At 70.5% G+C, this 22,970-nt stretch carries 20 protein-coding genes; 9 read left to right on the top strand and 11 right to left on the bottom strand.

All coding sequences use genetic code 11. From position 1 onward, the window contains the following. Positions 1-21: 21 nt before the first annotated feature. Complete coding sequence (locus ACIBU0_RS28220) at positions 22-1,275, top strand: sensor histidine kinase (RefSeq protein WP_398823767.1); 1,254 nt, start codon at positions 22-24, stop codon at positions 1,273-1,275. Further along, on the top strand, positions 1,268-1,912 hold the full coding sequence (locus tag ACIBU0_RS28215; RefSeq protein WP_398823764.1) for a response regulator: 645 nt from the start codon (positions 1,268-1,270) through the stop codon (positions 1,910-1,912). Before ACIBU0_RS28220 ends, ACIBU0_RS28215 begins: the two co-directional genes overlap by 8 nt. A 21-nt stretch (positions 1,913-1,933) precedes the next feature. Here ACIBU0_RS28215 and glgX read toward each other — a convergent pair whose 3' ends face one another. Further along, positions 1,934-4,189, bottom strand: a complete 2,256-nt coding sequence (glgX, locus tag ACIBU0_RS28210) for a glycogen debranching protein GlgX (protein ID WP_398823760.1) — start codon at positions 4,187-4,189, stop codon at positions 1,934-1,936. A 159-nt stretch (positions 4,190-4,348) separates the two neighbouring features. On the opposite strand from glgX, the gene ACIBU0_RS28205 reads away from it, so the two are divergent. The 6 genes from ACIBU0_RS28205 to ACIBU0_RS28180 all read left to right on the top strand — a co-directional run bounded on the left by ACIBU0_RS28205 (position 4,349) and on the right by ACIBU0_RS28180 (position 11,285). After that, the gene (locus ACIBU0_RS28205; RefSeq protein ID WP_398823757.1) at positions 4,349-5,590 is read left to right on the top strand and encodes an Ig-like domain-containing protein; all 1,242 of its coding nucleotides are present in this window, start codon (positions 4,349-4,351) and stop codon (positions 5,588-5,590) included. Positions 5,591-5,795: 205 nt separating this feature from the next. After that, the gene (locus ACIBU0_RS28200) at positions 5,796-7,034 is read left to right on the top strand and encodes an Ig-like domain-containing protein (RefSeq protein ID WP_398823754.1); all 1,239 of its coding nucleotides are present in this window, start codon (positions 5,796-5,798) and stop codon (positions 7,032-7,034) included. A 253-nt stretch (positions 7,035-7,287) separates the two neighbouring features. Continuing rightward, positions 7,288-8,055, top strand: a complete 768-nt coding sequence (locus ACIBU0_RS28195; RefSeq protein ID WP_398823751.1) for an enoyl-CoA hydratase/isomerase family protein — start codon at positions 7,288-7,290, stop codon at positions 8,053-8,055. A gap of 332 nt (positions 8,056-8,387) precedes the next feature. After that, positions 8,388-8,891, top strand: coding sequence for an ATP-binding protein (locus ACIBU0_RS28190; protein ID WP_398823748.1), 504 nt, complete (start codon positions 8,388-8,390; stop codon positions 8,889-8,891). 450 nt (positions 8,892-9,341) lie between these two features. Then, positions 9,342-10,529, top strand: a complete 1,188-nt coding sequence (locus tag ACIBU0_RS28185; protein WP_398823745.1) for a YncE family protein — start codon at positions 9,342-9,344, stop codon at positions 10,527-10,529. A gap of 90 nt (positions 10,530-10,619) precedes the next feature. After that, positions 10,620-11,285, top strand: a complete 666-nt coding sequence (locus ACIBU0_RS28180; protein WP_398823742.1) for an ADP-ribosyltransferase — start codon at positions 10,620-10,622, stop codon at positions 11,283-11,285. A gap of 5 nt (positions 11,286-11,290) precedes the next feature. Here ACIBU0_RS28180 and ACIBU0_RS28175 read toward each other — a convergent pair whose 3' ends face one another. Continuing rightward, complete coding sequence (locus ACIBU0_RS28175; RefSeq protein ID WP_398823739.1) at positions 11,291-11,923, bottom strand: GNAT family N-acetyltransferase; 633 nt, start codon at positions 11,921-11,923, stop codon at positions 11,291-11,293. Positions 11,924-12,110: 187 nt separating this feature from the next. Between ACIBU0_RS28175 and ACIBU0_RS28170 the strand changes: the two genes are divergently transcribed. Beyond that, positions 12,111-12,329, top strand: a complete 219-nt coding sequence (locus ACIBU0_RS28170) for an EF-hand domain-containing protein (RefSeq protein WP_398823736.1) — start codon at positions 12,111-12,113, stop codon at positions 12,327-12,329. Between the two features lie 472 nt (positions 12,330-12,801). Here ACIBU0_RS28170 and ACIBU0_RS28165 read toward each other — a convergent pair whose 3' ends face one another. The 9 genes from ACIBU0_RS28165 to ACIBU0_RS28125 form a co-directional block, all read right to left on the bottom strand. Continuing rightward, on the bottom strand, positions 12,802-13,344 hold the full coding sequence (locus tag ACIBU0_RS28165; protein ID WP_398823733.1) for an MOSC domain-containing protein: 543 nt from the start codon (positions 13,342-13,344) through the stop codon (positions 12,802-12,804). A gap of 52 nt (positions 13,345-13,396) precedes the next feature. Next, complete coding sequence (locus tag ACIBU0_RS28160; protein WP_398823730.1) at positions 13,397-13,954, bottom strand: glycoside hydrolase family 25 protein; 558 nt, start codon at positions 13,952-13,954, stop codon at positions 13,397-13,399. A gap of 225 nt (positions 13,955-14,179) precedes the next feature. Beyond that, positions 14,180-16,429 (bottom strand): FAD/NAD(P)-binding protein, encoded by a 2,250-nt coding sequence (locus tag ACIBU0_RS28155; protein ID WP_398823727.1) that lies wholly within the window; start codon positions 16,427-16,429, stop codon positions 14,180-14,182. Beyond that, entirely contained in the window at positions 16,426-17,583 is a 1,158-nt protein-coding gene (locus ACIBU0_RS28150) for a 2-aminoethylphosphonate aminotransferase (protein ID WP_398823724.1), read from the bottom strand. Before ACIBU0_RS28150 ends, ACIBU0_RS28155 begins: the two co-directional genes overlap by 4 nt. After that, entirely contained in the window at positions 17,580-18,707 is a 1,128-nt protein-coding gene (gene aepY / locus ACIBU0_RS28145) for a phosphonopyruvate decarboxylase (protein ID WP_398823721.1), read from the bottom strand. Before aepY ends, ACIBU0_RS28150 begins: the two co-directional genes overlap by 4 nt. Next, positions 18,704-19,633, bottom strand: a complete 930-nt coding sequence (locus ACIBU0_RS28140; RefSeq protein ID WP_398823718.1) for an isocitrate lyase/phosphoenolpyruvate mutase family protein — start codon at positions 19,631-19,633, stop codon at positions 18,704-18,706. The genes aepY and ACIBU0_RS28140 overlap by 4 nt, the downstream gene beginning before the upstream one ends. Beyond that, the gene (locus tag ACIBU0_RS28135; RefSeq protein WP_398823715.1) at positions 19,630-21,228 is read right to left on the bottom strand and encodes an MFS transporter; all 1,599 of its coding nucleotides are present in this window, start codon (positions 21,226-21,228) and stop codon (positions 19,630-19,632) included. Before ACIBU0_RS28135 ends, ACIBU0_RS28140 begins: the two co-directional genes overlap by 4 nt. A 17-nt stretch (positions 21,229-21,245) precedes the next feature. After that, complete coding sequence (locus tag ACIBU0_RS28130) at positions 21,246-22,145, bottom strand: sterol desaturase family protein (protein WP_398823712.1); 900 nt, start codon at positions 22,143-22,145, stop codon at positions 21,246-21,248. 28 nt (positions 22,146-22,173) lie between these two features. Beyond that, positions 22,174-22,860, bottom strand: coding sequence for a lysophospholipid acyltransferase family protein (locus ACIBU0_RS28125; protein ID WP_398823710.1), 687 nt, complete (start codon positions 22,858-22,860; stop codon positions 22,174-22,176). Between the last annotated feature and the right edge of the window lie 110 nt (positions 22,861-22,970).

Raw genomic sequence — 22,970 nt, 5'->3', positions numbered from 1 at the left:
GCGGCCGTGCAGACTGGGGACATGACCGCGGGGGAAATGGACGTCGAGCGGCGCTGGGAACTGATCCACAGCCGAGGGCCGTACGTGCTGCTCGCGTTCGCCACGCTGATGGCGGCCGTCACGGCTGAACTGACGCCGACCGTGGCGGAGCGGAACGCGGTCGCGGTCCTGGTCGCTGCGGGTTTCGGACTCCAGCTGGGTTGGGGCCGGGCGCGTCGCGCGCGCCCGGGCCCGTCCACCGCCGGCGCGGTGTACTTCGCCGTACGCTGGGCGATCGGCTTCGCGCTCACCTGGCTGAACGGGTTCTTCGCCTTCTACGCGGTCACCGGCTACTTCGACGCCGACGAGTTGCTCCCCGGGAAGCGCCTTTGGCGGCTCGGCCCGTTCGCCTGCTCGATCCCCGTCTCGGCCTCGCAGGCCGGCGGGCTGCCGTTCAAGGACCCCGTGCAGTGGGCGGTGTTCGCCGGGCTGCTGGTGGTCAACAACGCGATCCTGCTTGTCGTCAGCCACGTCATGGCGCAGCAAGAGGCACGCTCTCGCGCCCGCGCCGAAACCATCGCCGAACTCGAGCGCACCAACACGGCGTTGCAGCAGGCGCTCGACGAGAATGCCGCCCTTCACGCCCAACTCCTCGTCCAGGCACGGGAAGCGGGCGTCGCCGACGAGCGCCGGCGGCTCGCCGCCGAGATCCACGACACGATCGCCCAGGGCCTGACCGGGATCATCGCCCAGCTCCAGGTCGTCGCGAACGCCCCCGATCTGCCCACGGCCCGCACCCACCTCGACCGCGCCGCCGACCTCGCCCGCCACAGCCTCGGCGAGGCCCGCCGCTCGGTGCACAACCTCGCCCCCGTGGCCCTGGAGCACGACGGACTGCCCGAGGCCCTGAAGAGCACGGTCGCCGAATGGGCCGGGCGGACCGGCGTACGTGCCGAGTTCACGGTCACGGGAACGGCGGAACACCTCCACGACGAGGTCTCGGCGACGCTGCTGCGGATCGCCCAGGAGGCCCTCTCCAACGCCTCCCGCCACGCCCGGGCGACCCGCGTGGGCGTCACCCTCTCCTTCCTCGGCGACGACGTGATCCTCGACATCCGCGACGACGGCCGGGGTTTCGACGCGCTCGCCGTCCCCGAACGCTCCCGCACCGGCGGCTTCGGCCTCCCGGGCATGCGCGCCCGCGCCGAGCGCATCGCGGGCTGCCTCACCGTCGAGTCCGAACCGGGACGCGGCACGGCCCTGTCGGCTCGCGTACCGTTGGTACGCCATGAGTGACGAGGTGTCCGTCTCCCTGCTGATCGTCGACGACCATCCCGTCGTTCGGGACGGCCTGCGCGGCATGTTCGAGTCCGCGCCCGGATTCGAGGTGCTCGGCGAGGCGTCGAACGGCGAGGAGGCCCTGGAGCGGGCCGCGGCCCTCGACCCCGATGTGATCCTCATGGACCTGCGCATGCCGGGTGGCGGCGGCGTGGCCGCGATCGCGGAGCTCACCCGCCGTGGAGCCCGCGCCAAGGTCCTCGTCCTGACCACCTACGACACCGACTCCGAGACGCTTCCCGCGATCGAGGCGGGTGCCACGGGCTACCTGCTCAAAGACGCCCACCGCGACGAGTTGTTCACCGCGGTCCGCGCCGCGGCCCAGGGGCGCACGGTTCTCTCCCCGGCCGTCGCCTCGCGCCTGGTCTCCGCCGTACGCGCGCCCCGGGCCACCGGCAACGAGCCCCTCTCCGCCCGCGAGCGCGAGGTCCTGGCCCTGGTCGCCAAGGGCACGTCCAACCGCGAGATCGCCCGCGAGCTCTTCATCAGCGAGGCGACCGTCAAGACCCACCTCACCCATCTGTACGCCAAGTTGGGCGTCAACGACCGGGCGGCGGCGGTCGCGACGGCGTACGAGCGGGGCATCCTCGGCTGAGCGGTCCGGCCAGGACGCCCGTCAGCCGGCCACCCTCAGCAACAGCACCGCCCGCGCCGGCACCGTGATCGCCGCCCCCGCGTCGTGCCGCACGCCCGGCGCCTCCCCCTGCTCCTCCCGCGACGTGTCGACGACCACCTCGTACCGCTCCGCCCACGGCGGCCCCGGCAGCTCGAAGCTCACCGGCTCGTCCCCGGCGTGCAGTACGGCCAGGAAGCTGTCGTCGAGGATCGGCGCCCCGCGCTCGTCGCGGCCCGGGATGTCCCGCCCGGACAGATACATGCCGAGCGTGGCGGCCGGCGCGTACCAGTCCCCTTCGGTCATCTCCGTGCCCCGCGCGGTGAACCAGGCCAGGTCCCGCAGCCCGTCGGCCGAGTGCGCCCGCCCGGAGAAGAAGGCACGGCGGCGCAGCACCGGGTGCCGGTGCCGCAGCTCGATCAGCCGGGACGTCAGGTCGAACAGCGCCTTCCAGCCGGGCTCCTCCAGCAGCCCCCAGTCCAGCCAGCTGATCTCGTTGTCCTGGCAGTACGCGTTGTTGTTGCCGCGCTGCGTCCGCCCCAGTTCGTCGCCCGCGACCAGCATCGGCACGCCCGTCGACAGCAACAAGGTGGTCAGCAGGTTCCGCAGCTGGCGGCGCCTGAGGGCCCGTACACGCTCGTCGTCCGTCTCTCCCTCGGTGCCGCAGTTCCACGACCGGTTGTCGTTCGAGCCGTCCCGGTTGCCCTCGCCGTTCGCCTCGTTGTGCTTGCGCTCGTACGACACCAGGTCCCGCAGTGTGAAACCGTCGTGCGCGGTCACGAAGTTGACCGAGGCGTACGGGCGGCGGCCTCCCCACGCGTACAGGTCGCTGGACCCTGACAGCCGGTACCCCAGATCCCGGACGTCCGGCAGCGCGCCCCGCCAGTAGTCCCGTATGGCGTTGCGGTAGCGGTCGTTCCACTCCGTCCACAGCGGCGGGAAGGCGCCCACCTGATAGCCGCCCGACCCCACGTCCCACGGCTCGGCGATCAGCTTCACCCGCCGCAACACCGGATCCTGCGCGATCACCGCCAGGAACGGCGACAACATGTCGACGTCGTGCATGGAGCGGGCCAGCGCCGCCGCCAGGTCGAAGCGGAAGCCGTCCACGCCCATCTCCGTCACCCAGTAGCGCAGCGAGTCGGTGATGAGCCGCAGGACGTGCGGCTGGACGACGTGCAGCGTGTTGCCGCAGCCCGTGTAGTCCGCGTACCGGCGTGCGTCCGACTGCAACCGGTAGTACCCCCGGTTGTCGATGCCCTTCAGCGACAGCGTCGGGCCCAGCTCGCCCGCCTCCGCCGTGTGGTTGTAGACGACGTCGAGGATGACCTCGATCCCGGCCGCGTGCAGCGCGTGGACCATGCGCTTGAACTCGCCGACCTGCTGACCGGTCGTACCGGAGGCGGAGTAGGCGGCGTGCGGGGCGAAGTAGCCGATGGAGTTGTAGCCCCAGTAGTTGCGCAGGCCCTTGCGCAGCAGATGGTCCTCGTGGGCGAACTGATGGACCGGGAGCAGCTCCACGGCCGTCACACCCAGCTCGACTAGGTGCTCGATCGCCGCGGGATGCGCGAGACCGGCGTACGTCCCGCGCAGTTCCTCCGGAATCCCCGGGTGCAGCTTGGTGAAGCCCCGTACATGCACCTCGTAGATCACCGAGTCGGCCCACGGCGTCTTCGGCCGGCGGTCGTCCATCCACTCGTCGTCCGGGGCGTCGTCGTGGACGACCACGCCCTTCGGGACGTACGGCGCCGAGTCACGGTCGTCGCGCACGGTGTCCGCGACGTGCTGCTGGGGCCAGTCGCGGACATGGCCGTACACCTCGGGCGGCAGGCTGAAGTCGCCGTCCACCGCGCGCGCGTACGGGTCGAGGAGCAGCTTCGCCGGGTTCCAGCGGCCGCCGGTCCACGGGTCCCAGCGGCCGTGCACCCGGTAGCCGTAGCGCTGACCCGGCATCACACCCGGCACGAACCCGTGCCAGATCTCGTGCGTCAGTTCGGTCAGCTTGGCCCGCGTCTCTTTCCCCCGCTCGTCGAACAGGCACAGCTCGACCGCCTCGGCCCCGCCCGCCCACAGCGCGAAGTTGGTGCCCGCCACCCCGTCCGGGCCGACCCGGAAGCGGGCGCCCAGCGGCATGGGCGCACCCGGCCACACGGGCACCGCGGGGGCCTTGCGCTGCGCGCCGTTCACGACGGCGGCCGGGCGCCCCTCCTCAGCGGCGACCGCGGCGGTCACCGCCTCCTGCTCGGCTGCGCTCGACACCTGTCGGCCTCCCACGGCTCAGGGACCACACGCATGGGGAAACAGAGCCCACGGTGTCCCGGTCCGCGGCTCCCCGTCGCGTCGTCCTCCCACATGTTCTGCCCACCGCGACGCTCGCACTCACGTTTCCCCAGGGCCACCCCGGTCGTTGGGGTCTTCGTGAGGCACGTACAAGGGCGCGCGCGGCGCGCGGGGGCCGTGTTGGCCGCCGTACTGACATGGGCAGGACTGCTGGCCGGGGCGGCCGGCTGCACTTCGGACGGCGCCGGCATCGACCAGATGCTGGGCAAAGGGCCGGCCCCCGAGGACGTCATCCGGGTCACTCCCGACGACGGCACCAAGGGCGCACGCCCGGACGACGGGCTGCTCGTCCGTGTGCTCAGCGGGCGCCTGGAGTCGGTGAAGGTCGTCAAGTCCCAGGACGCGGAGGAATCCCCGGTCCCCGGACACATCACCGAGGACGGCCTGCGCTGGGAGCCCGACGACCCCGGGCTCGCGCTGGCCGCCCGGTACACGGTCGACGCCGTGGCCCTCGACGGGCACGGGCGCCGCAGCGCACGCCACACGACCTTCACCACGTACGTCCCCGACAAGCGGTTCATCGGATACGTCACCCCCGAACACCGCTCCACCGTCGGCACCGGAATGATCGTCTCCCTGGAGTTCAACCGGGAGATCGAGCACCGCGCCGCCGTCGAACGCGCCGTCCGGGTCACCGCCGAGCCGGCCGTGGAGATCCGCCCGCACTGGTTCGGCCGGTCCCGCCTCGACTTCCGCCCCCGGCACTACTGGAAGCCCGGCACCCGGGTCACCGTCGCGCTGCGTCTGCGGGACCTCGAAGGGGCGCCCGGGGTGTACGGGTTGCAGGACAAGACGTTCTCCTTCACCGTCGGCCGCCACCAGGTCTCCCTCGTCGACGCGGTCCGCCACACCATGCAGGTCCGGCGCGACGGTGAGCTGCTCGCCACCGTGCCGATCACGGCCGGAGCACCGAAGATGACCACCTACAACGGGAAGATGGTCGTCACCGAGATGCTCGAACTGACCCGGATGAACGGCGCCACGGTCGGCTTCAGGAAGAAGGACGGCAAGGGCGAGTACGACATCCCCGACGTCCCGCACGCCATGCGCCTCACCGACTCCGGCACCTTCCTGCACGGCAACTACTGGGCGGACAGCGACATCTTCGGCCACACCAACGTCAGCCACGGCTGCGTGGGACTCCGGGACGTCAAGGGCGGCGGCTCCGAGACGCCCGCGGGCTGGTTCTTCGACCGCAGCCTGATCGGGGACGTCGTCGAAGTCGTCCGCAGCAACGACAAAAAGGTCGCTCCCGACAATGGCCTCGGAGGATGGAATATGGGCTGGAAGGAGTGGAAGGCGGGGAGTGCGGTGAAGTAACTGGACAGAGGAGTGAGTTGCCGGACAGGGGGGTGAGTCACCCGATCAACCGGCTATCCGCCGATGTTGGAACGGAACGGTGACAATCGCGCGGGCCGACGCAGGTGACCTTGTGGTTAATATGCGCCGGTGCGCGTGGTGAACGCGCGGGGGAGCGGGTCCGACCAGGCCGACGGAGGCCGGGACCCGGGGAGGGGAGAACAACTTGAACGTGCGGCCGATATCGGGGGCGTCGGTTGACGCGCGGGGGCGCAGGACCAAGGGGCTGTCGGCACTGGCTGCCGTTCTGCTGCTCGGCGTCGCCGCGTGCGGCGGGGGCGGCGGAGCGGGCTCGGGGGCCGGTGGCGGGAAGGGCGACGACTCCTCCACCGCGGAGGCCAAGAAGTCGCAGGCCGTCGTGACCATAGCCCCGGGGGACGGCGCCAAGTCCGTCGACACCAGCGGCGCGCTGAAGGTCACTGCGGCCAAGGGCCGGCTGACGGCCGTCGAGGTCAAGGACACCAAGGGCAAGGCGATAGCCGGAAAGATATCCGGCGACGGCGCCACCTGGACGCCGTCCACGCACCTCGCCGCCGCCACGAAGTACAGCGTGCACGCGGTCGCCAAGGACTCCGAGGGGCTGGAGGCCACCAAGGAGGCCGACTTCACCACCCTGACCCCGAAGAACACCTTCATCGGCAACTTCAGGCCCGAGGACGGCTCCAAGGTCGGCGTCGGAATGCCGTTCTCCCTCCGCTTCACCCGGGGCATCACCAACCCCGAGGACGTCGAGAAGGCGATCACGATCAAGACGGAGCCGGCCGTCGAGGTCGCGGGCCACTGGTTCGGCAACGACCGCCTCGACTTCCGTCCCGAGAAGTACTGGAAGGAAGGCACCAAGGTCACCGTCGCCCTCAACCTCGACGGAGTCGAGGGCCGTCCCGGTGTCTACGGCGAGCAGACCAAGACGGTCTCCTTCACCATCGGCCGCGACCAGGTCTCGGTCGTCGACGTGAAGACCAAGAAGATGAAGGTCATGCAGGACGGCAAGGTCGTCAAGACCCTCCCCGTCACCACCGGCAAGCCCGGGTACGACACCTGGAACGGCCAGATGGTCATGACCGAGAAGTTCGTCGAGACCCGCATGAACGGCGACACGGTCGGCTACGACGGCGAGTACGACATCGACGACGTCCCCCACGCCATCCGCCTCACCGACTCCGGCACCTTCATCCACGGCAACTACTGGGGCGGCGACGCCTTCGGCAACTACAACGCCAGCCATGGCTGCGTCGGCCTGCGCGATGTCAAGGGGGCGTACGACGGCGGTACGCCGGCGGCGTGGTTCTTCAACCACTCGATGATCGGTGACGTGGTGGTCGTGAAGAACTCCAAGGACGCGACCGTCGCTCCCGAGAACGGCCTGAACGGGTGGAACATGTCGTGGGAGAAGTGGAAGGCGTAGGTCTGCGCTGATCTGCGGCCCCGGCGCCCGGCCTCCGATGTGAGGTACGGCACCGGGGCCGCAGCCGTTGGTCCCCGTGCTGTGCTTGCCTGGGGACAACCCCCAGACCCCCGGCCGAGTGTGATCGACCGCACCGGCCCGGTTCCCGTTAGTCCCCGTGCTGTGCTTGCCTGGGGGACAACCCCCAGCCCCCCGGCCGAGTGTGATCGACCGCACCGACCCGGTTCCCGTTAGTCCCCGTTAACCTGCTGGCATGACCGTGAATCTCGAAGTCGCCGAAGGCGTCGGCACCCTCCGCCTCGACCGCCCGCCCATGAACGCGCTGGACGTCGCCACGCAGGACAGGCTCAAGGAGCTCGCCGAGGAGGCGGGCCGTCGCGATGACGTACGGGCCGTGGTGATCTACGGCGGGGAGAAGGTGTTCGCGGCCGGCGCGGACATCAAGGAGATGCAGGCCATGGACCACACGGCGATGGTCCTGCGCGCGCGGGCCCTGCAGGAGTCGTTCACGGCGGTGGCCCGGATCCCCAAGCCGGTGGTGGCGGCGGTGACGGGGTACGCGCTCGGCGGTGGCTGTGAGTTGGCACTCTGCGCGGACTACCGGATCGCCGCGGACAACGCCAAGCTGGGCCAGCCGGAGATCCTGCTGGGCCTGATCCCCGGCGCGGGCGGCACCCAGCGGCTGTCCCGCCTGATCGGTCCGTCGAAGGCGAAGGACCTGATCTTCACGGGCCGTATGGTGAAGGCGGGCGAGGCGCGGGAGTTGGGCCTGGTGGACCGCGTGGTGGCGCCGGACCAGGTCTACGCGGAGGCGCACGCGTGGGCGGCGAAGCTGGCGCAGGGCCCGGCGATCGCGCTCCGCGCGGCGAAGGAGTCGATCGACACGGGCCTGGAGACGGACATCGAGACGGGCCTCGCGGTGGAACGGAACTGGTTCGCGGGGCTGTTCGCGACGGAGGACCGGGAGCGGGGCATGCGGAGCTTCGTGGAGGAGGGTCCGGGCAAGGCGAAGTTCCTCTGACGGGTGCGGGGATGCAGGGGTGCAGGGGCCGCACTTGGGGGAGGCGAATTCCACTCCGAAAACCCGTCAATTCACTTGCAGTTGACGGCGTGTCTGATCCGGGTCCCTCGAAGGGGCGGTTTATGGCAGCCTTAAGGCAACCTTAAGCGTGTCTTGTCGAGGGAGCCCGTCGATTGCCGCCAGCAGACCCATCGCCGCAGGCAGGACGGGCTGTAGGCGACTCCGAACTGCCCCTGTCATATGCCAACAGAGCCCTCCGGAATGGGTTGTTCCGGGGGGTGTATTCCACGGGAACGCCCCCGGAGGGCGCTGTCGGCGGCCATGATGGGGGTATGGCGGGGCTGGAGGGTGTCGAACAGCCGCGGGGACACGGCCGTGTGATTGCGGCGCGCTGGTCGCCGGGGGTCGAGGACGAAGCTGCTTCAAAGGCGCTGGAACTGTTCGGCAATCCCACGGAGGCGGAGGTTCCGCTCCCGTCCCGCCCCGAGTCCGCCGCCACCGCACGCCGTCTGGCCCAGGTCGTGATCCTGCGCCAGTGGGGGCTGACCCCCAAGATGACGGAGGACGCGGTCTTGCTCGTCTCGGAACTGGTCGGCAACGCCGTCCGCCACACGGGCGCCCGCGTCTTCGGCCTCCGCATGCGCCGCCGGCGAGGCTGGATCCGCATCGAGGTCCGGGACCCCTCCCGTGGACTGCCCTGCCTGATGCCGGTCCAGGAGATGGACGTCAGCGGGCGGGGCCTGTTCCTGGTGGACAAACTCGCCGACCGCTGGGGCGTGGATCTGCTGCCGCGGGGCAAGACGACGTGGTTCGAGATGAGGGTGACGGACCGCTAGCCCGGCGGCCCCGGAAGAGGCTGACGTCAAAGCCTACGGCGCCGCACATCTCGCCGCCGTCCGGCGTCGTTCAGTCCGGGGTCTTCCCCTCTTCCTCGCCCCCGCCGCCCCTACCCGTCCCGTCCCTGGGGGCTGCCGCCCCCAGACCCCCGCTTCGGCCCTGAAAGGGCCTCGTCCTCAAACGCCGGACGGGCTGAAAAACCAGCCCCTCCGGCGTTTGAGGAGCGGGGGTCCAGGGGGCGGAGCCCCCTGGCGGGGTGGAAGGGGCAGCGCCCCTGGGGGACGGGAATGGGTAGGGGCGGCGGGGGCGAAGACCGCTGGTCGGGACGGCGACCCGGACGAGCCGCTCATCGGGTGAATCATGCGTTTTTCCACGCAATCCTCATTAAATAGTCCGATGACCTTGACCTTCCGCCCAGCCGACCGCCCCGCCGCACGGAAGAACCGCCGATGAACCTCATCCCCCGCACCCTCCTCGCCGGCCTCGCCCTCCTCGCGCTCGTCGCCTGCGGCACGGAGTCCGCCAAGGACAGGGGCAGGGCGGCCGTCGAGTCCCGCGGCGGCACCCCGGCCGCCATCCCCGCCCCACCGAAGAAGAAGCCCCTCGACGGCCTCCCCGGCATGCCCCCCGTCCTCGACCCGAAGGACGTCTACGCCGCCGACCGCCCGAACAAGCTCTCCCCGGTCGTCAAGGACTTCCCGTCCCGCGTCTACGTCCCCAACACCGAGTCGGACACCGTCTCCGTCATCGACCCGAAGACGTACGAGATCACGGAGACCATCCCCGTCGGACGCCAGCCCCAGCACGTCGTCCCCTCCTGGGACCTGAAGACCCTCTGGGTCAACAACAACCGCGGCCACACCCTCACCCCCATCGACCCGAAGACGGGAAAGGCGGGCAAGCCGGTCGAGGTGCACGACCCCTACAACCTCTACTTCACCCCCAACGGCAAGTACGCCGTCGTCATGGCCTCCCTCGACCGCGAACTCGTCTTCCGCGACCCCCACACCATGAAGCGGATCAGGACCGAGCCGGTCAGCTGCTACGGCGTCAACCACGCCGACTTCTCCCTCGACGGCCGCTACTTCATCGTCTCCTGCGAGTTCAGCGGGGAACTGCTGAAGGTGGACACGGAGCGGATGAAGGTCGTCGGTCAGCAGAAGCTCCCCTTCGACGGCGCGATGCCGCAGGACGTGAAGGTCTCCCCGGACGGCAAGCGGTTCTACGTCGCCGACATGATGGCCCACGGCATGTGGGTCCTGGACGGCGACAAGTTCACCGAGCCCACCCTCCTGCCCACCGGCAAGGGCTGCCACGGCCTCTACGTCAGCCGCGACTCCCGCGAGATGTATGTCTCCAACCGCGGCGAAGGCACCGTCTCCGTCTTCGACTTCCGGAAGAACAGGCTCACCAAGAAGTGGCACCTCCCCGACGGCGGCAGCCCCGACATGGGCGGCGTCTCCGCCGACGGCAAGGTGCTGTGGCTGTCGGGACGTTACGACGCCGAGGTGTACGCCATCGACACCCGCACCGGCGAACAGCTGGCCCGCATCCCCGTAGGCAGCGGCCCGCACGGCCTCGCCGTCTACCCCCAGCCGGGCCGCTACTCCCTGGGCCACACCGGCATCTTCCGCTAGCCGAGCGCCAGTTGACCGGCAGTCAGTGGACACGCCGCCGTACGAGTGACGCTCCATGGCCCGCCCCCACGGGCCCGGAATGGTACTCCCATGATCACAACTCGCCTGCGGCGGCGGGCCGCTGCCGCCGTCCTGTCCCTCTCGGCCGTCCTCGCGACGACGGCCGCCACGGCTCCCGAGACCGCACGCACCTCGGCGACCGGGCTCCCCACCTCGGTCACCGCACTGCCCGCCGCGCCCCTCCCCAAGGCCGCCGCGCCCACCCCGGCCGCCTGTCCCGTCCAGTACGACGACAAGATCAAGGCCGCCGCCGACCGCCGCGTCGACGTCGACCGCATCACCCCCGACCCGGCGTGGCGCACCACCTGCGGCACGCTCTACCGGGCCGACGGCCGTGGCCCGGAGATCGTCTTCCAGGAGGGCTTCAAGCCCAAGGACGTCGAGCACGGCCAGTACGACCTGGAACAGTACGTCCTGGTCAACCAGCCCTCCCCGTTCGTGTCCACGACGTACGACCACGACCTGTACAAGAAGTGGTGGAAGTCGGGCTGGAACTACTACATCGACGCCCCCGGCGGCATCGACGTCAACAAGACCATCGGCGACACCCACCAGTGGGCCGACCAGGTGGAGGTCGCCTTCCCGGGCGGCATCGCCCGCAAGTACATCATCGGCGTCTGCCCGGTGAACAAGACGACCAAGGTCGAGATCATGAGCGGCTGCCAGAGCAACCCGCACTACGAGGCCTGGCACTGACGCCCCTACCGGGCGTGCAGCAGCAGCTCCGCGCCCACCGGCCGGTACCCGGCCGCCTGGAACGCCCGCATGCTGCGGGCGTTCCCCGGCGAGACCTGCGCCCACAGCGGCTCCGCGACGAGATGCCGGGCGGCGGTCACCAGCGCCCGCCCCAGTCCCCGTCGCCGTACGTGCTCGTCGACCTCGACCGAGACCTCCAGCCGACCGGCGACCCCGCGTCCCATCACCAGCACCCCGCCCTGCGTCGTCCACGCGCGCACATCGTCGCGCCGTCGGCGCGCATAGCCGATCCGGGGATGACCCGCGTCCTCGATCTCCTTCAGGGCGAGCGGCGGCTCGCCGGACAGCGGGGTGCCGACCAGAACCGCGTCGACGGTCTCGGCCGTGCGCCCCGTCCACTCCATGAGGGCCGCCAGGAAGCGCGGGTTCATCGGTGCGGCCAGGGCGTCGCAGTCCATCTGGCGCACCTTGTCGTACACCCAGTCGGGATCCGCGTCGGTGAAGACCACGGAGTGGGCGGTGAAAGCGAGGACGCCGGCGTCCCGGTGGGAGGGCTGGGGCACGACTGTCGTACGGCCGTCCGCGGGTGGGAAGACACCGCCGGCGACCGCGTCGAGGATGTCCCGCAAGGTCTCCATCCGCCCTCCTCGAGCGAGCCGGCCCGGGCCACCGGACGGATCGCGCAGGCGGATCACGGAGGACTTCGTGGACGAAGGGTTCCACGGCGGAGCACGCCTGGGTGGTCGATGCGCTGCGGGCCAGGACAGGCCGTTAATCTGAGCCCAGTCAGTAAGACATCAAGGTACGACGAAAAGGGGCGGATCGGTGGCGCATATCGACATCGAGGAAGCACGCAAGCAGTTCGAGCGCATCGATGCGGACGGTGACGGCACCATCACCGCCGCTGAGTTCAAGGCCGCCCTGGCCCAGGGAGGCGACTGGAACGTGACCGAGTCGGTCGCCGAGGCGATCATCAAGAGCCGCGACCTGAACGGCGACAAGCTCCTGTCGTTCGACGAGTTCTGGGCCTTCCTGAACAAGTGACGCCCACGACAGGGGCGCCCGTTCACCGGAGAACCGGAACGGGCGCCCCTTCGGCGCTGGGCGATCACGCGCAGGGGAGTGGCGTCCTCGCGCAGCAGCCGCCCAGCCCGTCGGATGCCCCGAGCCGTGCCGCTCGCGCAGCCACCGGGCACGCAGGATGTAGAGCAGCAGGGTGTCCAGCAGCGAGGTCGAGCTGCTGGGCGCGGAGCTGGAGGAGCCTCAGCCGGGCTCGGACGTCACTGTGTGTCGTCGGGAAGCGGCCGTACCTCCTCCAGCGGCGCGTCGAGCCCGCCGGCCAGGGCGTGCCCGCGCTCGTGCGGGAGGAGAACCACGTCCCCGGCTTCCGGAGCCACCGGGCCGCCCTCCGCCGGGATCAGTCATGCCGACCCGCGCAGCAGCACACGGAACCCGGCCCCGTCGGAGGAATCGAAGCGGATGAGAACGTCCATGTCCCCGGCACTCCGGCCTCGGCTCACACGATCTCGAGGGGCACGTGGGGCCCGTCCGGCAGCTCGACCTTGACCGCGTCCCCGGGGCGCACCACACCCCCGACGAGGACCACACTCATGATCCCCGCCTTGAACCGCAGGCTCCCGTCGCCGTCCCGCCCGACGACCTGCTTGAGCAGCCCCTTCTGAAACCCGTCGATCTGCGCACAGGGGTTCCGCAGCCCGGTCACCTCCACGACCGCCTCGTCCCCGAGCCGCAGCCGGGTGCCCTGCGGCAGGCCGAGCAGATCGATCCCGCGCGTCGTGACGTTCTCCCCGAGCTCCCCGCTGGCCACCTCGAACCCGGCCGCCCGCACCTCGTCGAACAACTCCTCGTGTATGAAGTGCACTTGCCGGAGGTTGGGCTGCGAAGGATCCCGCTGCACCCGGGACCGATGCTTCACGGTCACCCCCGCGTGCACATCACCCTCCACTCCGAGCCCGGCGATCAGCGTGATGCTGTCGCGGTTGGGCTTGGTGAACGAGTACGTGCTGTTGCTGCTGACCGCAGCGACGGTCCCACTCATGCCGAGACACTCCCCTTGTCTGTACGGCGACTGCTTCGCCGCAGGTGGGAGCCTATGCGTTCGCGGCCCATTCACGCAGGGCGGCCTTGCTGGAGAAGTCCGCGACGTTCTTGTCCACCGGGTCGTCGGTGTACTGGTGAAAGCGCCACTTGGCCTTGATGCGGGGCTTGCCCGCGGTCACGTAGTCGGCGATCCAGAGGCCGTCGCCGGCGTATGACGTCGTGTCGACGTTGAGCCAATAGTGCCGGTTTGCATAGAGAATGACCGGGTTGTTCGGCCGCTTCTCCTTCACCTTCCGGATGAAGAGATCCTTCTCCGCGTTGCTCGCATGCGTCCCCGCGCTCGTCGTCTCCCAGTCGACGGCGAGGATGTCGCCCGCTCTCTCGGGGGCCTTGCTGACGAAGTACTCCGCCTGGGCCGAGAGGTTGCCGGGCCACAGGAAGTGGTAGAACCCGACGACGAGGCCGGCATCGCGGGCGCGCTTGGTCTGGGCGGTGAGTTTGGGGTTGACGTAGGAGCGGCCCTCCGTCGCCTTGATGAAGACGAAGGAGATGCCGTCCGTGTCGTATGTAGACGACTGATACGCGCTTACGTCGATGCCGCGCAGCATGAGGGGACTCCCTGGAACGCCGGTGGGGGGACAGGAGTTGGAATGGGTGTATGCCCCACCGTGGCACGGCTGACGCGTCCGTGACGTGGAATTGTCAACATTCGATGATGTCGACCGCCGGCCCTGCAGGCCTTCCTCACCATGCGGCGTTACGACCCCAAAGTCCGCACGACAGCCTGAGCCTCTACCAGGTCCTCGACGCGCTGCAGGACCTGCTGCGGTGGGTCATCCGCGTGCCTCGCGGCTGACAGGCTCTGTGGCGCGGCTTCGCTCCAGGAGTTGCCAGAAGCCGTTCAGCCAGGTCACGGTGTCCTGCATCACGTAGTGGTCGGCGTCGGGCCGGAGCGCGGAGAGCAGGAACGACTTCTGTCCCTCGGCCGGGGGACCCAGGATGGTGATGCGTTCCTCGGCTGCCCCGTCACGCCGGACGGGTTGGAGACGGTCCGTGAGGTCGAGTCCGCCCGGCTCGAACACGTCACCAGTCCCGGAGACGTTGCGCCACAGCCGTACCGTTCCGTGGTCCAGCAGATTGCGGAACAGGGGCGAGGCATCCCGGTGCGGGTCGAAGGCGTGCACCCGGGCATCGAGAAGGGTGTCCACCTGGCAGGACGCGCCAGTGGCCGGACCGTCCACGCGGAATCGTCCCGTCTCCTCGTCCGGGTGCAGCTCGGCACCGGGGCCGGTGCCGACGTCGAGCAGGCCATGCCGGACGAGGGCGCGGATCCGCTCCATCACCTCGGGTGCCGCGCCGTTGGCGAGGCGGTTGTGCAGCCGGACGTAGCGGGTGAGGAAGACGCGCTGGGAGGCGGGTGTCAGCCCGCCGTCGTCCACCGCCCGGGAGATCACTGAGCGCAGGTCCCGCCAGACGCCGTCCGCGGCGGCCTTGTGGGGGTTGTCCAGATTGCCCTGGGTGGCCCACCGTTGGTCGCGGTCCATGAAGTCGAGCACCGCCTCCCGGTAGCGCCCGGGCGTACCGAGGTCCGTCGCGGCCAGCGGCCTGACGGTGCGCTCCCAATCGAAGCGGTTGCCGGACGGCCGTTCATCGAGACGCCACGGCGACGTCCACGCCGCCACGGCACGGCGCAGGGCGTCCGGACCCCGGTGCCACGCCGCCCGCGTCCGGACGCCCGGCCCGGTGCCGAAGACGACCTCGATCCAGCGCACCATCGCCTCCTCGGCCGACCAGCCGGGTGTGCGCGGCACCGCGTCCGTCGGCCGGTCACCGCCGTCCAGGATCGCTTCGAGCACCGTGGTGATCTCGCCGACTGCCGCTTCGAGCGGGCCCAGGAGCCGCGTCGGGTCGCCGGGTTGTTCGCCGTGGGGCGACCCGCCGACGAGGAACGCGTGGTACACCGCGCTCGCCCGGTCGCGCAGGAAGTCACCCGCCCGCCGGCCGAACAGCGTGGCGTAGTGGAGCCATGCCATCTCCAGCACGACCAGGGGCAGGATGTCCCGCTCGAAGTCGAGCTGACCGGGCCCGCCGTCGCCGCGCGGGGAGCCGACGCTCGCCCTCAGCCGGTCGACCGCTTCACCGGTGAGGAACACACCACGGTGCTCCAGGCGGTCGGGGTCGGCGTCCTTGCGGTTGTCGGGGCGGGCGAAGGTGAACACGCCCGTCTCGCTGAAGGCAAGGAGTTTCGCCGGCTCGGCACCGCTGGGCAGGTAGCGCAGCCCGCCGCCCTGGGCGGGGACGAAGCTCCCGCCCCGACCCTCGGTCAGGTACAGGATCTCGTCGATCGCCGTCAGCCCCATGCCGGCGATGCCGACGACCCGGCCGGGCCCGGTGATCCGCAGCGGCAGCGCCCTGTCCAGCGGGTAGGCGTACGGGACGTACGCGCACCCGGCACGGTCGGCGAAGTCCGCCAGGCCGCGTGTGCGCGCCGTGCGCCGCGGATCGTGGTGGGTGTGCCCGGTCACCAGGAGGACCTGGTCCGCGGGGAAGGCCTCGCCGTCGGCGGTGCGCACCGTGAATCCACCGGCGTCCGGCGCGATGTCCACCACCTCGGTGTGGTGCAGTCGCACGTCGACGCCGGGATGGGCGCGCAACTCGCGCACGAAGGTGCGGAACATGTCCTGCAACGCCATTCCGTGGACGTAGCGCCTGGGCCAGTCCCCGGGGGCGAGGTCGAGGTCGGCGTGGCCGGTTTCGGTGAAACGCCGTCGGCACCACGCGTGGAGCGTGGGCCGCAGCGGGGCGGGCCGCAGCGGCCCGGCGTCCTTCACGGACTCGTCCGCGGCGAAGGACACTTGGCTGCTGATCCGGTTCAGATAGCTGGTCCTGGGCTGCGACGGGCTGTGGGCCTCGCCGGATCCGAACTCCCCGGAACGCTCGAAGACCCGAACTTCCAGACGCTCGTCGCGGCCCAGCCGGCCGATCTGTGCCGACAGGCGTTCCAGCGCGTACGTGGCCCGGGGGCCGCCGCCCACGACGGCCAGCCGGTGGACAGCCGGCACCGTGCCGTGCGCCGGGTTCACGCGGCTTCCCCGTCGGCCGTTCGTGCCTGGAGCCGGGGCAGGATCCGGCCGAGGACGGCGAGGAACCGGTCGATGTCTCGCTCATCCATGGTGCCCATGGTGGAGAGCCGGAAGAAACCGGCCGACAACTCCTCCTGAGCCGCGTACACCACGAAGCCCTCGTCCTTGAGGGACCGGTGCAGATCCGCGTAGCGCACGCCTTCGGGGAGGCGGACGACCGTGAGGCTCACGGCCCGGTGCCGTGGTTCGAGCGGGATGTGCAGCCCGAGCTCCGTGAGCCCGGCCCGCAACCTGCCGGCGAGTCCGCCGTAACGCCGGCCGCGGGCCGCCACGCCCTCGGCGAGGGCCAGGTCCAGTGCCGTCTCGAAGGCGTAGAACAGTGGGACCGCGGGGGTGAAGGCGGGTGTCCGGGCCTTTTCCTGCGTCGCGTAGTGCCTGTGCAGGTCGAGGTAGTAGCTCCGCGGGGGGTGGCTCGCGAGGTCTTCGAAGGCGTCCCGGGAGGCGCAGACGAACGCGAGACCCGGCATGCCCTCCAGACACTTGTTGGCCGTGCCGGCGAGCCAGTCGATTCCGTCGCGCGCGACGTCGAGGGACTCCGCGCCCACGCTGCTGACGGCGTCGACGATGATCTTGCGGCCGTGGGCGCGGGCCACCGAGGCGAGCGCGGCCACGTCGTTGAGCATGCCGGTGCTCGTCTCGTGGTGCACGACCGCGACATGGGTGAGGCCTGGATCCGCGGCGAGTTCCCGGCCGACGCGGGCCGTGTCGACCGGGGTGCCCCAGCCGAGGCCGAGGCGCACGCAGCGGATGCCGTGGGCACGGGCGATGTCGTGGAGCCGCTTTCCGTAGTGGCCGTTGTCCACGACCAGCAGCGCCCCGTCGCCGGGCACGGCGGACACGACGGTGGCTTCGAGGGCTGAGGTGCCCGAGCCGGTCAGGACCACCGACGTGTGGTCTTCGCCGCCCCCGCACACGGTGGTGATCTTCCCGCGCACCCTGGTCATCAGCGCGCCGAACTCCGGCTCGCGATGGCACATGTCGGGCCCGCCGAGCGCGGCCCGGACGGTCTCGTCGGTGTTCACGGGCCCCGGGTTCATCAGGACGGTCCGGCGGGACGCGGAGCCGTTCGGGTCGGTGGCGAAGCGGGCCGTCATGCGGTGACCTCCGCGGAGAAGCGTGCGGCCGAGGCCGGCGGGGGCAGGGCGGGGCGGCCGAGGCCGGGGTCGGAGTAGGGCGTGACGTGCACCCGCAGCAGCGACGGTCCGCCTCCGGCGTGCTGCCCTGACAGGGCCTCGGCGAGGCCCTCGGCGGTGCTCGCCTCGGCCGTGTGGCGGTAGCCGCAGGCCGTGGCCACCCCGGCGAAGTCCACATGGGTCGAACCCGTGGGCTGACCGCCCGTCGATTCGTACGCGCCGTTGTCGAAGACGATGTGCAGCAGGTTCGGCGGGGCCGTCCGTCCGATCGTCGCCATCGCCTCCAGGCGCATGAGTGCCGCGCCGTCACCGTCCAGCACGACCACCTGCTTCGACGGCGCGTGCAGCGCGACGCCGAGCGCCACGCTGGAGGCGCAGCCCATCGAGCCGACGACGTACAGGTTCCCGGCCCGGTCCCGGTCCCGCTCCAGTTCCCGGGCGGTCTTGCCGGTCGTGGCGACGACCAGCGCCCGGTCACCGACGACCCGCATCACGTGGCCGATCGCCTCGCTGCGCAGCAGGGGACCGCCGTCGCCGGACGGCTGCCGTGGGGTGCGGTGGAGGGGGGCGATGGCGCCCTTGGGCACGATGAAGGCGAAGGGCAGACCGGTGGCGTCCATGTGGGCCGCGGCGGCCCGCAGGCGCTCCACCAGCATCTCCCCGGTGTCCGGGAGGAGTTCGTTCCGCACGTCCATGGCGGTGAGCAACTCGGGCGTGATCCGGCCCATCAGTTCGTGCTGGGGCTCGTCCGGAGTGCCGGGTTCGCCGCGCCAGGTCACGAGGAGCAGCACGGGCAGCCGCAGCGTGTGGCAGAGCGAGGTCAGCGGGTTGACGGCGTTGCCGAGGCCCGAGTTCTGGAGGATGACGACGGGACGCCGCCCGGCCAGCCGGGCTCCGGCGGCGACGGCCACGGCCTCGCCCTCGTTGGCCGCGATGACGTAGTCCTCGGGGTGCCGGCTCTCCAGGCAGCTGATCACAGGGCCGAGGTAGGAGCAGGGGACTCCGGTGAACGGCCCGAAACCCGCCGTGCGGAAGGCCGCGACGACCTTCTCGGCGTCCAGCCCGGTGGTGAGGGCCTGCGTCATGACGCCACCTGCCCGGCAACGGGCACGTCGTCGCGGACGAAGCGCTCCTCGTCCTTCTTCAGCTCGGCCAGTCCCTGAAGGGAGAAGACCGTGGAGAGCGGGGCGATCCGCTCCTCGACGGCCGTGCTGCGGCCTTCCCGGAGAATCGAGTCGAAGACCTGGGTGACCGCGTTGATGGCCGCCCGCAGGCCGTGGTTGGCGTAGATGACCATCTTCGCGCCGGCCGCTCCCAGTTCGTCCGCGCTGATGGTGTGGTAGGTGGTGGGAACCACGACCACCGGGACGTCCGGGCGCCGGCGCCGCAGGAATTCCAGCACGGGTTCGGGGGAGTCGCCCTTGGCGTGGATGAGGACGGCGTCCGCCCCGGCTTCCGCGTACGCCTCGCCCCGCGCCAGCGCCTCGTCCATGCCGCGTCCGGCGATGAGGGCCTCGATGCGGGCGATGACCATGAGGTCGCTGTCGCGCTGGGCGCTTTTCGCCGCCTCGATCTTCCCGCAGAACTCGTCCACGGGGGTGAGGTTCTGGCGTCCGGGGAGGAAGCTGTTGACCTTGGGGAAGACCTTGTCCTCGATGCTGACGGCGGCGATGCCCGCACGTTCGTACCGCCGGACCATGTGCATGACGTTGAGGGCGTTGCCGTACCCCGCGTCGCAGTCCGCGACCAGCGGGACGTTCACGGCGCCGGCCATCGCGCCGGCGACCGCCAGCAGGTCCGACATGGTGAGCAGATCGCAGTCGGGCAGCCCCTGCGACGCGGATATCTCCAGTCCGCTCGACCACACGCCGTCGAACCCTGCCCGCTCCGCCAGGCGGGCCCCGAGGGGGTTGTGGGCGCCGGCCAGGCGGATGACCCCCGGCCTCGCGAAGAGCTCCCGCAGCCGGGCGGCTCCCGTGGTCGTGGGGCTGGTGGTGGTGTCGGGCGTCATGAAGTCCCCCTGTCGTCGGAATTCTCGAAGGCGTCGGGTTCGGGCGTGGCCGGGCCGCGGGCGGCGTCCGGGGCCGGGACGGTGCGGCGCAGGAGCGGCACTGCGCCGACGGCGGTGCCCAGGGCGGCCAGTGCGGCGGCGCCGAGCAGTGCCAGGTCCATGCCGTCCGCATAGGTTTGATGGCCGAGGCGGATCAGCTCGGCGGTCTGGAAGGAGTCAGGCGTGAGTCCCGTCGACACGGAGCGCACCGCGTCGGCGAGTGCCGCTCCGGACAGCGGAACTCCGTCGTCGGAGAGCCGTTCGGGCAGCAGGCGATCCACGCGGGCCGCGACGACCGCCCCCAGCACGGCACTGCCGAGGCTGCCGCCGATCTGCATGGCGGTCTGCTGGATCCCGCCGGCGAGACCTGAGTGGCGCAGCGGCGCACCGCCGACGATGAGGTGGGTCGAGGCCACGATGACGGAGCTGAAACCGAGGCCCAGCAGTGCGAACGACAGCCGCAGTTGCGCCGACATCGTGCTCGTGGCATCCGCGTGCCACACGCCCAGCACGCCCGCGGTGGTCGCCGCCATCCCCAGGACGGCGGGGATGCGCGGACCGGTGCGCCGCATCACCAGTCCGGCGACGGTTCCGGCGAGGGTCATCCCCAGGGTCAGCCACAGCACCTCGACGCCCGACTCCATCGGGGACATGCCGAGGACGTTCTGGAGGAAGAACACCAGGACCAGCGGCACCCCGAACAGGATGAAGGACACCAGGGTCATGAGGACGACCCCCGCCGTGAACGTGGGCGAGCGGAAGAGCGACAGGGGCACCATCGGTTCGGCCGCCCGCTGCTCCCACAGGCAGAAGCCGGCGCCCAACACTGCCGCGCCCAGCAGGGTCGCCACCGTCCGGGTGTCACCCCAGCCGGCGGCGGGGGCCCCGACCACGGCCCACAGCAGGGCGAGCAGGGCGGCGCAGAGGAGCACGGCGGCGACGGGGTCGGACCTGGTGGCCGGATCCGGCCTGGCCTCGCGCAGCACCCACCGGCCCAGGCCGAAGGTGACGGCGCCGAGCGGCACGTTGAGGAAGAAGACCGACTGCCAGCCGATGTGTTCCACCAGCAGGCCGCCGACGACCGGCCCGGCTGCGGTGGCCAGGCCGAGCGCGCTGCTGCGGACGGCGATCGGCATGCTCAGGCGATCCGCCGGAAAGGCGGCCCGCAGCAGGGCGAGGGTCGGTGGCTGCATGAGCGCTCCGAAGACGCCCTGCACCACGCGCAGGGCGATGATCCAGGCGATGTGCGCGGACAGCCCGATGGCCGCGGAGGAGAGGGTGAAACCCGTCGTCCCGACGAGGAAGAGGCGGCGGTGACCGAACCGGTCCCCCAGCTTTCCCGCAGGGACGAGAAGGGCCGCCAGGGCGAGCAGGTAGCCCGCCGTCATCCACTGGACGTCGCTCAGCGAGGCCCCGAGTTCTTCCTGGATGGCCGGCTGCGCGATGGCCACGACGGTGCCGTCCAGCGAGACCGTCATGGCGCCGAGCGTCAGTGCCGCCAGCGTGCACCACGGACGGCCGCGCGGCCCGCGCGCGGCGTCCCCGGGCGTGTTCATCGAAGCCTCGTGTTTCGTCAGGACGGAATGCTGTGCGTCGACGGTGACGGCCCGGCTTCCCGGATGTCCGGGGCGGGCCGCCAGCCGGGCGGACCGAAGACGTAGCCGGCCCGGTCGCGCCAACTGCGCGCCCGGCGGATGTCCTGGATCATCCGGGCGAACTCGTGCCACTGGATGCGCCAGATGCTGTGGGTGTCGATCTGCGTCGTCAGACCGTAGGTGGGACGGTGGAGTTCGGGCTGGAACGTGCCGAACATGCGGTCCCAGATGATGAGGATGCTGCCGAAGTTCTTGTCGAGGTACACCCGGTCGCTGCCGTGGTGCACCCGGTGGTGGGAGGGCGTCACGAACACGGCCTCGATGGCCCGCGGCAGCTTGCCGATCTTCTCGGTGTGGGCGAAGAGCCCGTAGATCAGATGGACCGAGTGCATGGTGAAGACCAGGACGGGGGGCACGCCCAGCAGCGGGAGAGGCAGCCACATCAGCTTCTCGAACCACTGAGCCCATTTGCGGCGCAGGGCGACCGACACATTGAGGTACTGGCTGGAGTGATGGACCTGGTGGCCCGCCCACAGCAGCCGGATCCGGTGCGTCATCCGGTGGTAGACGTAGATCGTGAGGTCGACCCCGAAGAAGAGGACGACCCACGTGTACCAGGCATCCGCGGGCCACTGGAACGGCGCCACGGAGGTGTAGAGCCAGGCGTAGAAGACCAGGGCCGCCGTGCGCAGCACGCTGGATATCACCAGGGCGCCGAGCCCCGTGACGATGTTCGCCCGGGTGTCCCGGGCGTCGAAGCGCTTTCGTTCGTCGCGGTCCAGGCGTATGGCCGTGAATTCGACGAGAATGATCAGAGCGACCACGGGAAGCGCGTAGATCACCGGATCGTGCAGTCGTTCCGAGAGGTGCGAGAACAAGGGGTCCCCCGTGGAGGCGTCGGGCCGCTCAGCGGCTGGATTTCTCGGTTGTCGCCTTGTCCTTCGAGGCGAATCGGCCGACGTATTCGAGTCCCGACAGCTCCTGGATCTGCCGCATGATCTCGTCGGTGACGGAGCGGCGCAGCTTCGGGTCCCGCTCGGATCCCACGTGCTCCAGGAAGAGCATGGGCTTTCCGAAATGCATGTCGAAACGGACCGGCCGGGGCACGAGGCTGCCGACGGGCTGCACTTTCCCGGTGCCGGACAGGCCGCACGGCACCACGGGCGCACCGGTCGCCATGGCCAGCCAGCCCACCCCCGTTTTGCCCCGGTAGACGCGGCCGTCAGGGGAGCGCGTGCCCTCGGGGTGGATGCCGAAGACCCGTCCGTCCTCGATGACTCCGCGCGCCTGTTCCAGTGCGGCGACGCCGCCCGGGCCGCCGTCCCGCTCCACGGGGACGATGCCCACAGCGCTGAAGAAGACCTTGCTGACGAGCCCCTTCAGCCCCGTGCCGGTGAGCCGCTCGGCCTTGCCGATGAAGCAGACGGGTCGCTTGGTGGCCAGCGAAATGAAGACGTGGTCCGAGAAGGACAGATGATTTGCCGCGATGATGCAGGGTCCGAATTCTGGAATGTTCTCCGTTCCTGTGATGCGGGGACGGAAGAATACGCGCATCATAACGGCCAGAATTGCCCTGAGTGATGACCGGAGCATGGTTCGCCTAGGGTTGTCGGCAGGTGAGGGATTCCGACTGTAGCAATACGTGACGGGTATTCCGCTAAAGCGTGACTAATCGGCGGCATAAGCAGGGCAGGGTCGGGTAC

It is taken from the genome of Streptomyces sp. NPDC049627 (assembly GCF_044465645.1).
Lineage (GTDB): Bacteria > Actinomycetota > Actinomycetes > Streptomycetales > Streptomycetaceae > Streptomyces.
This window is presented reverse-complemented; position numbering and strand designations above follow the sequence as displayed.

Coding starts and splice junctions, on each gene's coding strand:
- ACIBU0_RS28220 (WP_398823767.1), top strand. CDS start 22: ATGACCGCGGGGGAAATGGACGTCGAGCGGCGCTGGGAACTGATCCAC.
- ACIBU0_RS28215 (WP_398823764.1), top strand. CDS start 1,268: ATGAGTGACGAGGTGTCCGTCTCCCTGCTGATCGTCGACGACCATCCC.
- ACIBU0_RS28195 (WP_398823751.1), top strand. CDS start 7,288: ATGACCGTGAATCTCGAAGTCGCCGAAGGCGTCGGCACCCTCCGCCTC.
- ACIBU0_RS28190 (WP_398823748.1), top strand. CDS start 8,388: ATGGCGGGGCTGGAGGGTGTCGAACAGCCGCGGGGACACGGCCGTGTG.
- ACIBU0_RS28185 (WP_398823745.1), top strand. CDS start 9,342: ATGAACCTCATCCCCCGCACCCTCCTCGCCGGCCTCGCCCTCCTCGCG.
- ACIBU0_RS28180 (WP_398823742.1), top strand. CDS start 10,620: ATGATCACAACTCGCCTGCGGCGGCGGGCCGCTGCCGCCGTCCTGTCC.
- ACIBU0_RS28175 (WP_398823739.1), bottom strand. CDS start 11,923: ATGGAGACCTTGCGGGACATCCTCGACGCGGTCGCCGGCGGTGTCTTC.
- ACIBU0_RS28165 (WP_398823733.1), bottom strand. CDS start 13,344: ATGAGTGGGACCGTCGCTGCGGTCAGCAGCAACAGCACGTACTCGTTC.
- ACIBU0_RS28160 (WP_398823730.1), bottom strand. CDS start 13,954: ATGCTGCGCGGCATCGACGTAAGCGCGTATCAGTCGTCTACATACGAC.
- ACIBU0_RS28150 (WP_398823724.1), bottom strand. CDS start 17,583: ATGACGGCCCGCTTCGCCACCGACCCGAACGGCTCCGCGTCCCGCCGG.
- aepY (WP_398823721.1), bottom strand. CDS start 18,707: ATGACGCAGGCCCTCACCACCGGGCTGGACGCCGAGAAGGTCGTCGCG.
- ACIBU0_RS28140 (WP_398823718.1), bottom strand. CDS start 19,633: ATGACGCCCGACACCACCACCAGCCCCACGACCACGGGAGCCGCCCGG.
- ACIBU0_RS28135 (WP_398823715.1), bottom strand. CDS start 21,228: ATGAACACGCCCGGGGACGCCGCGCGCGGGCCGCGCGGCCGTCCGTGG.
- ACIBU0_RS28125 (WP_398823710.1), bottom strand. CDS start 22,860: ATGCTCCGGTCATCACTCAGGGCAATTCTGGCCGTTATGATGCGCGTA.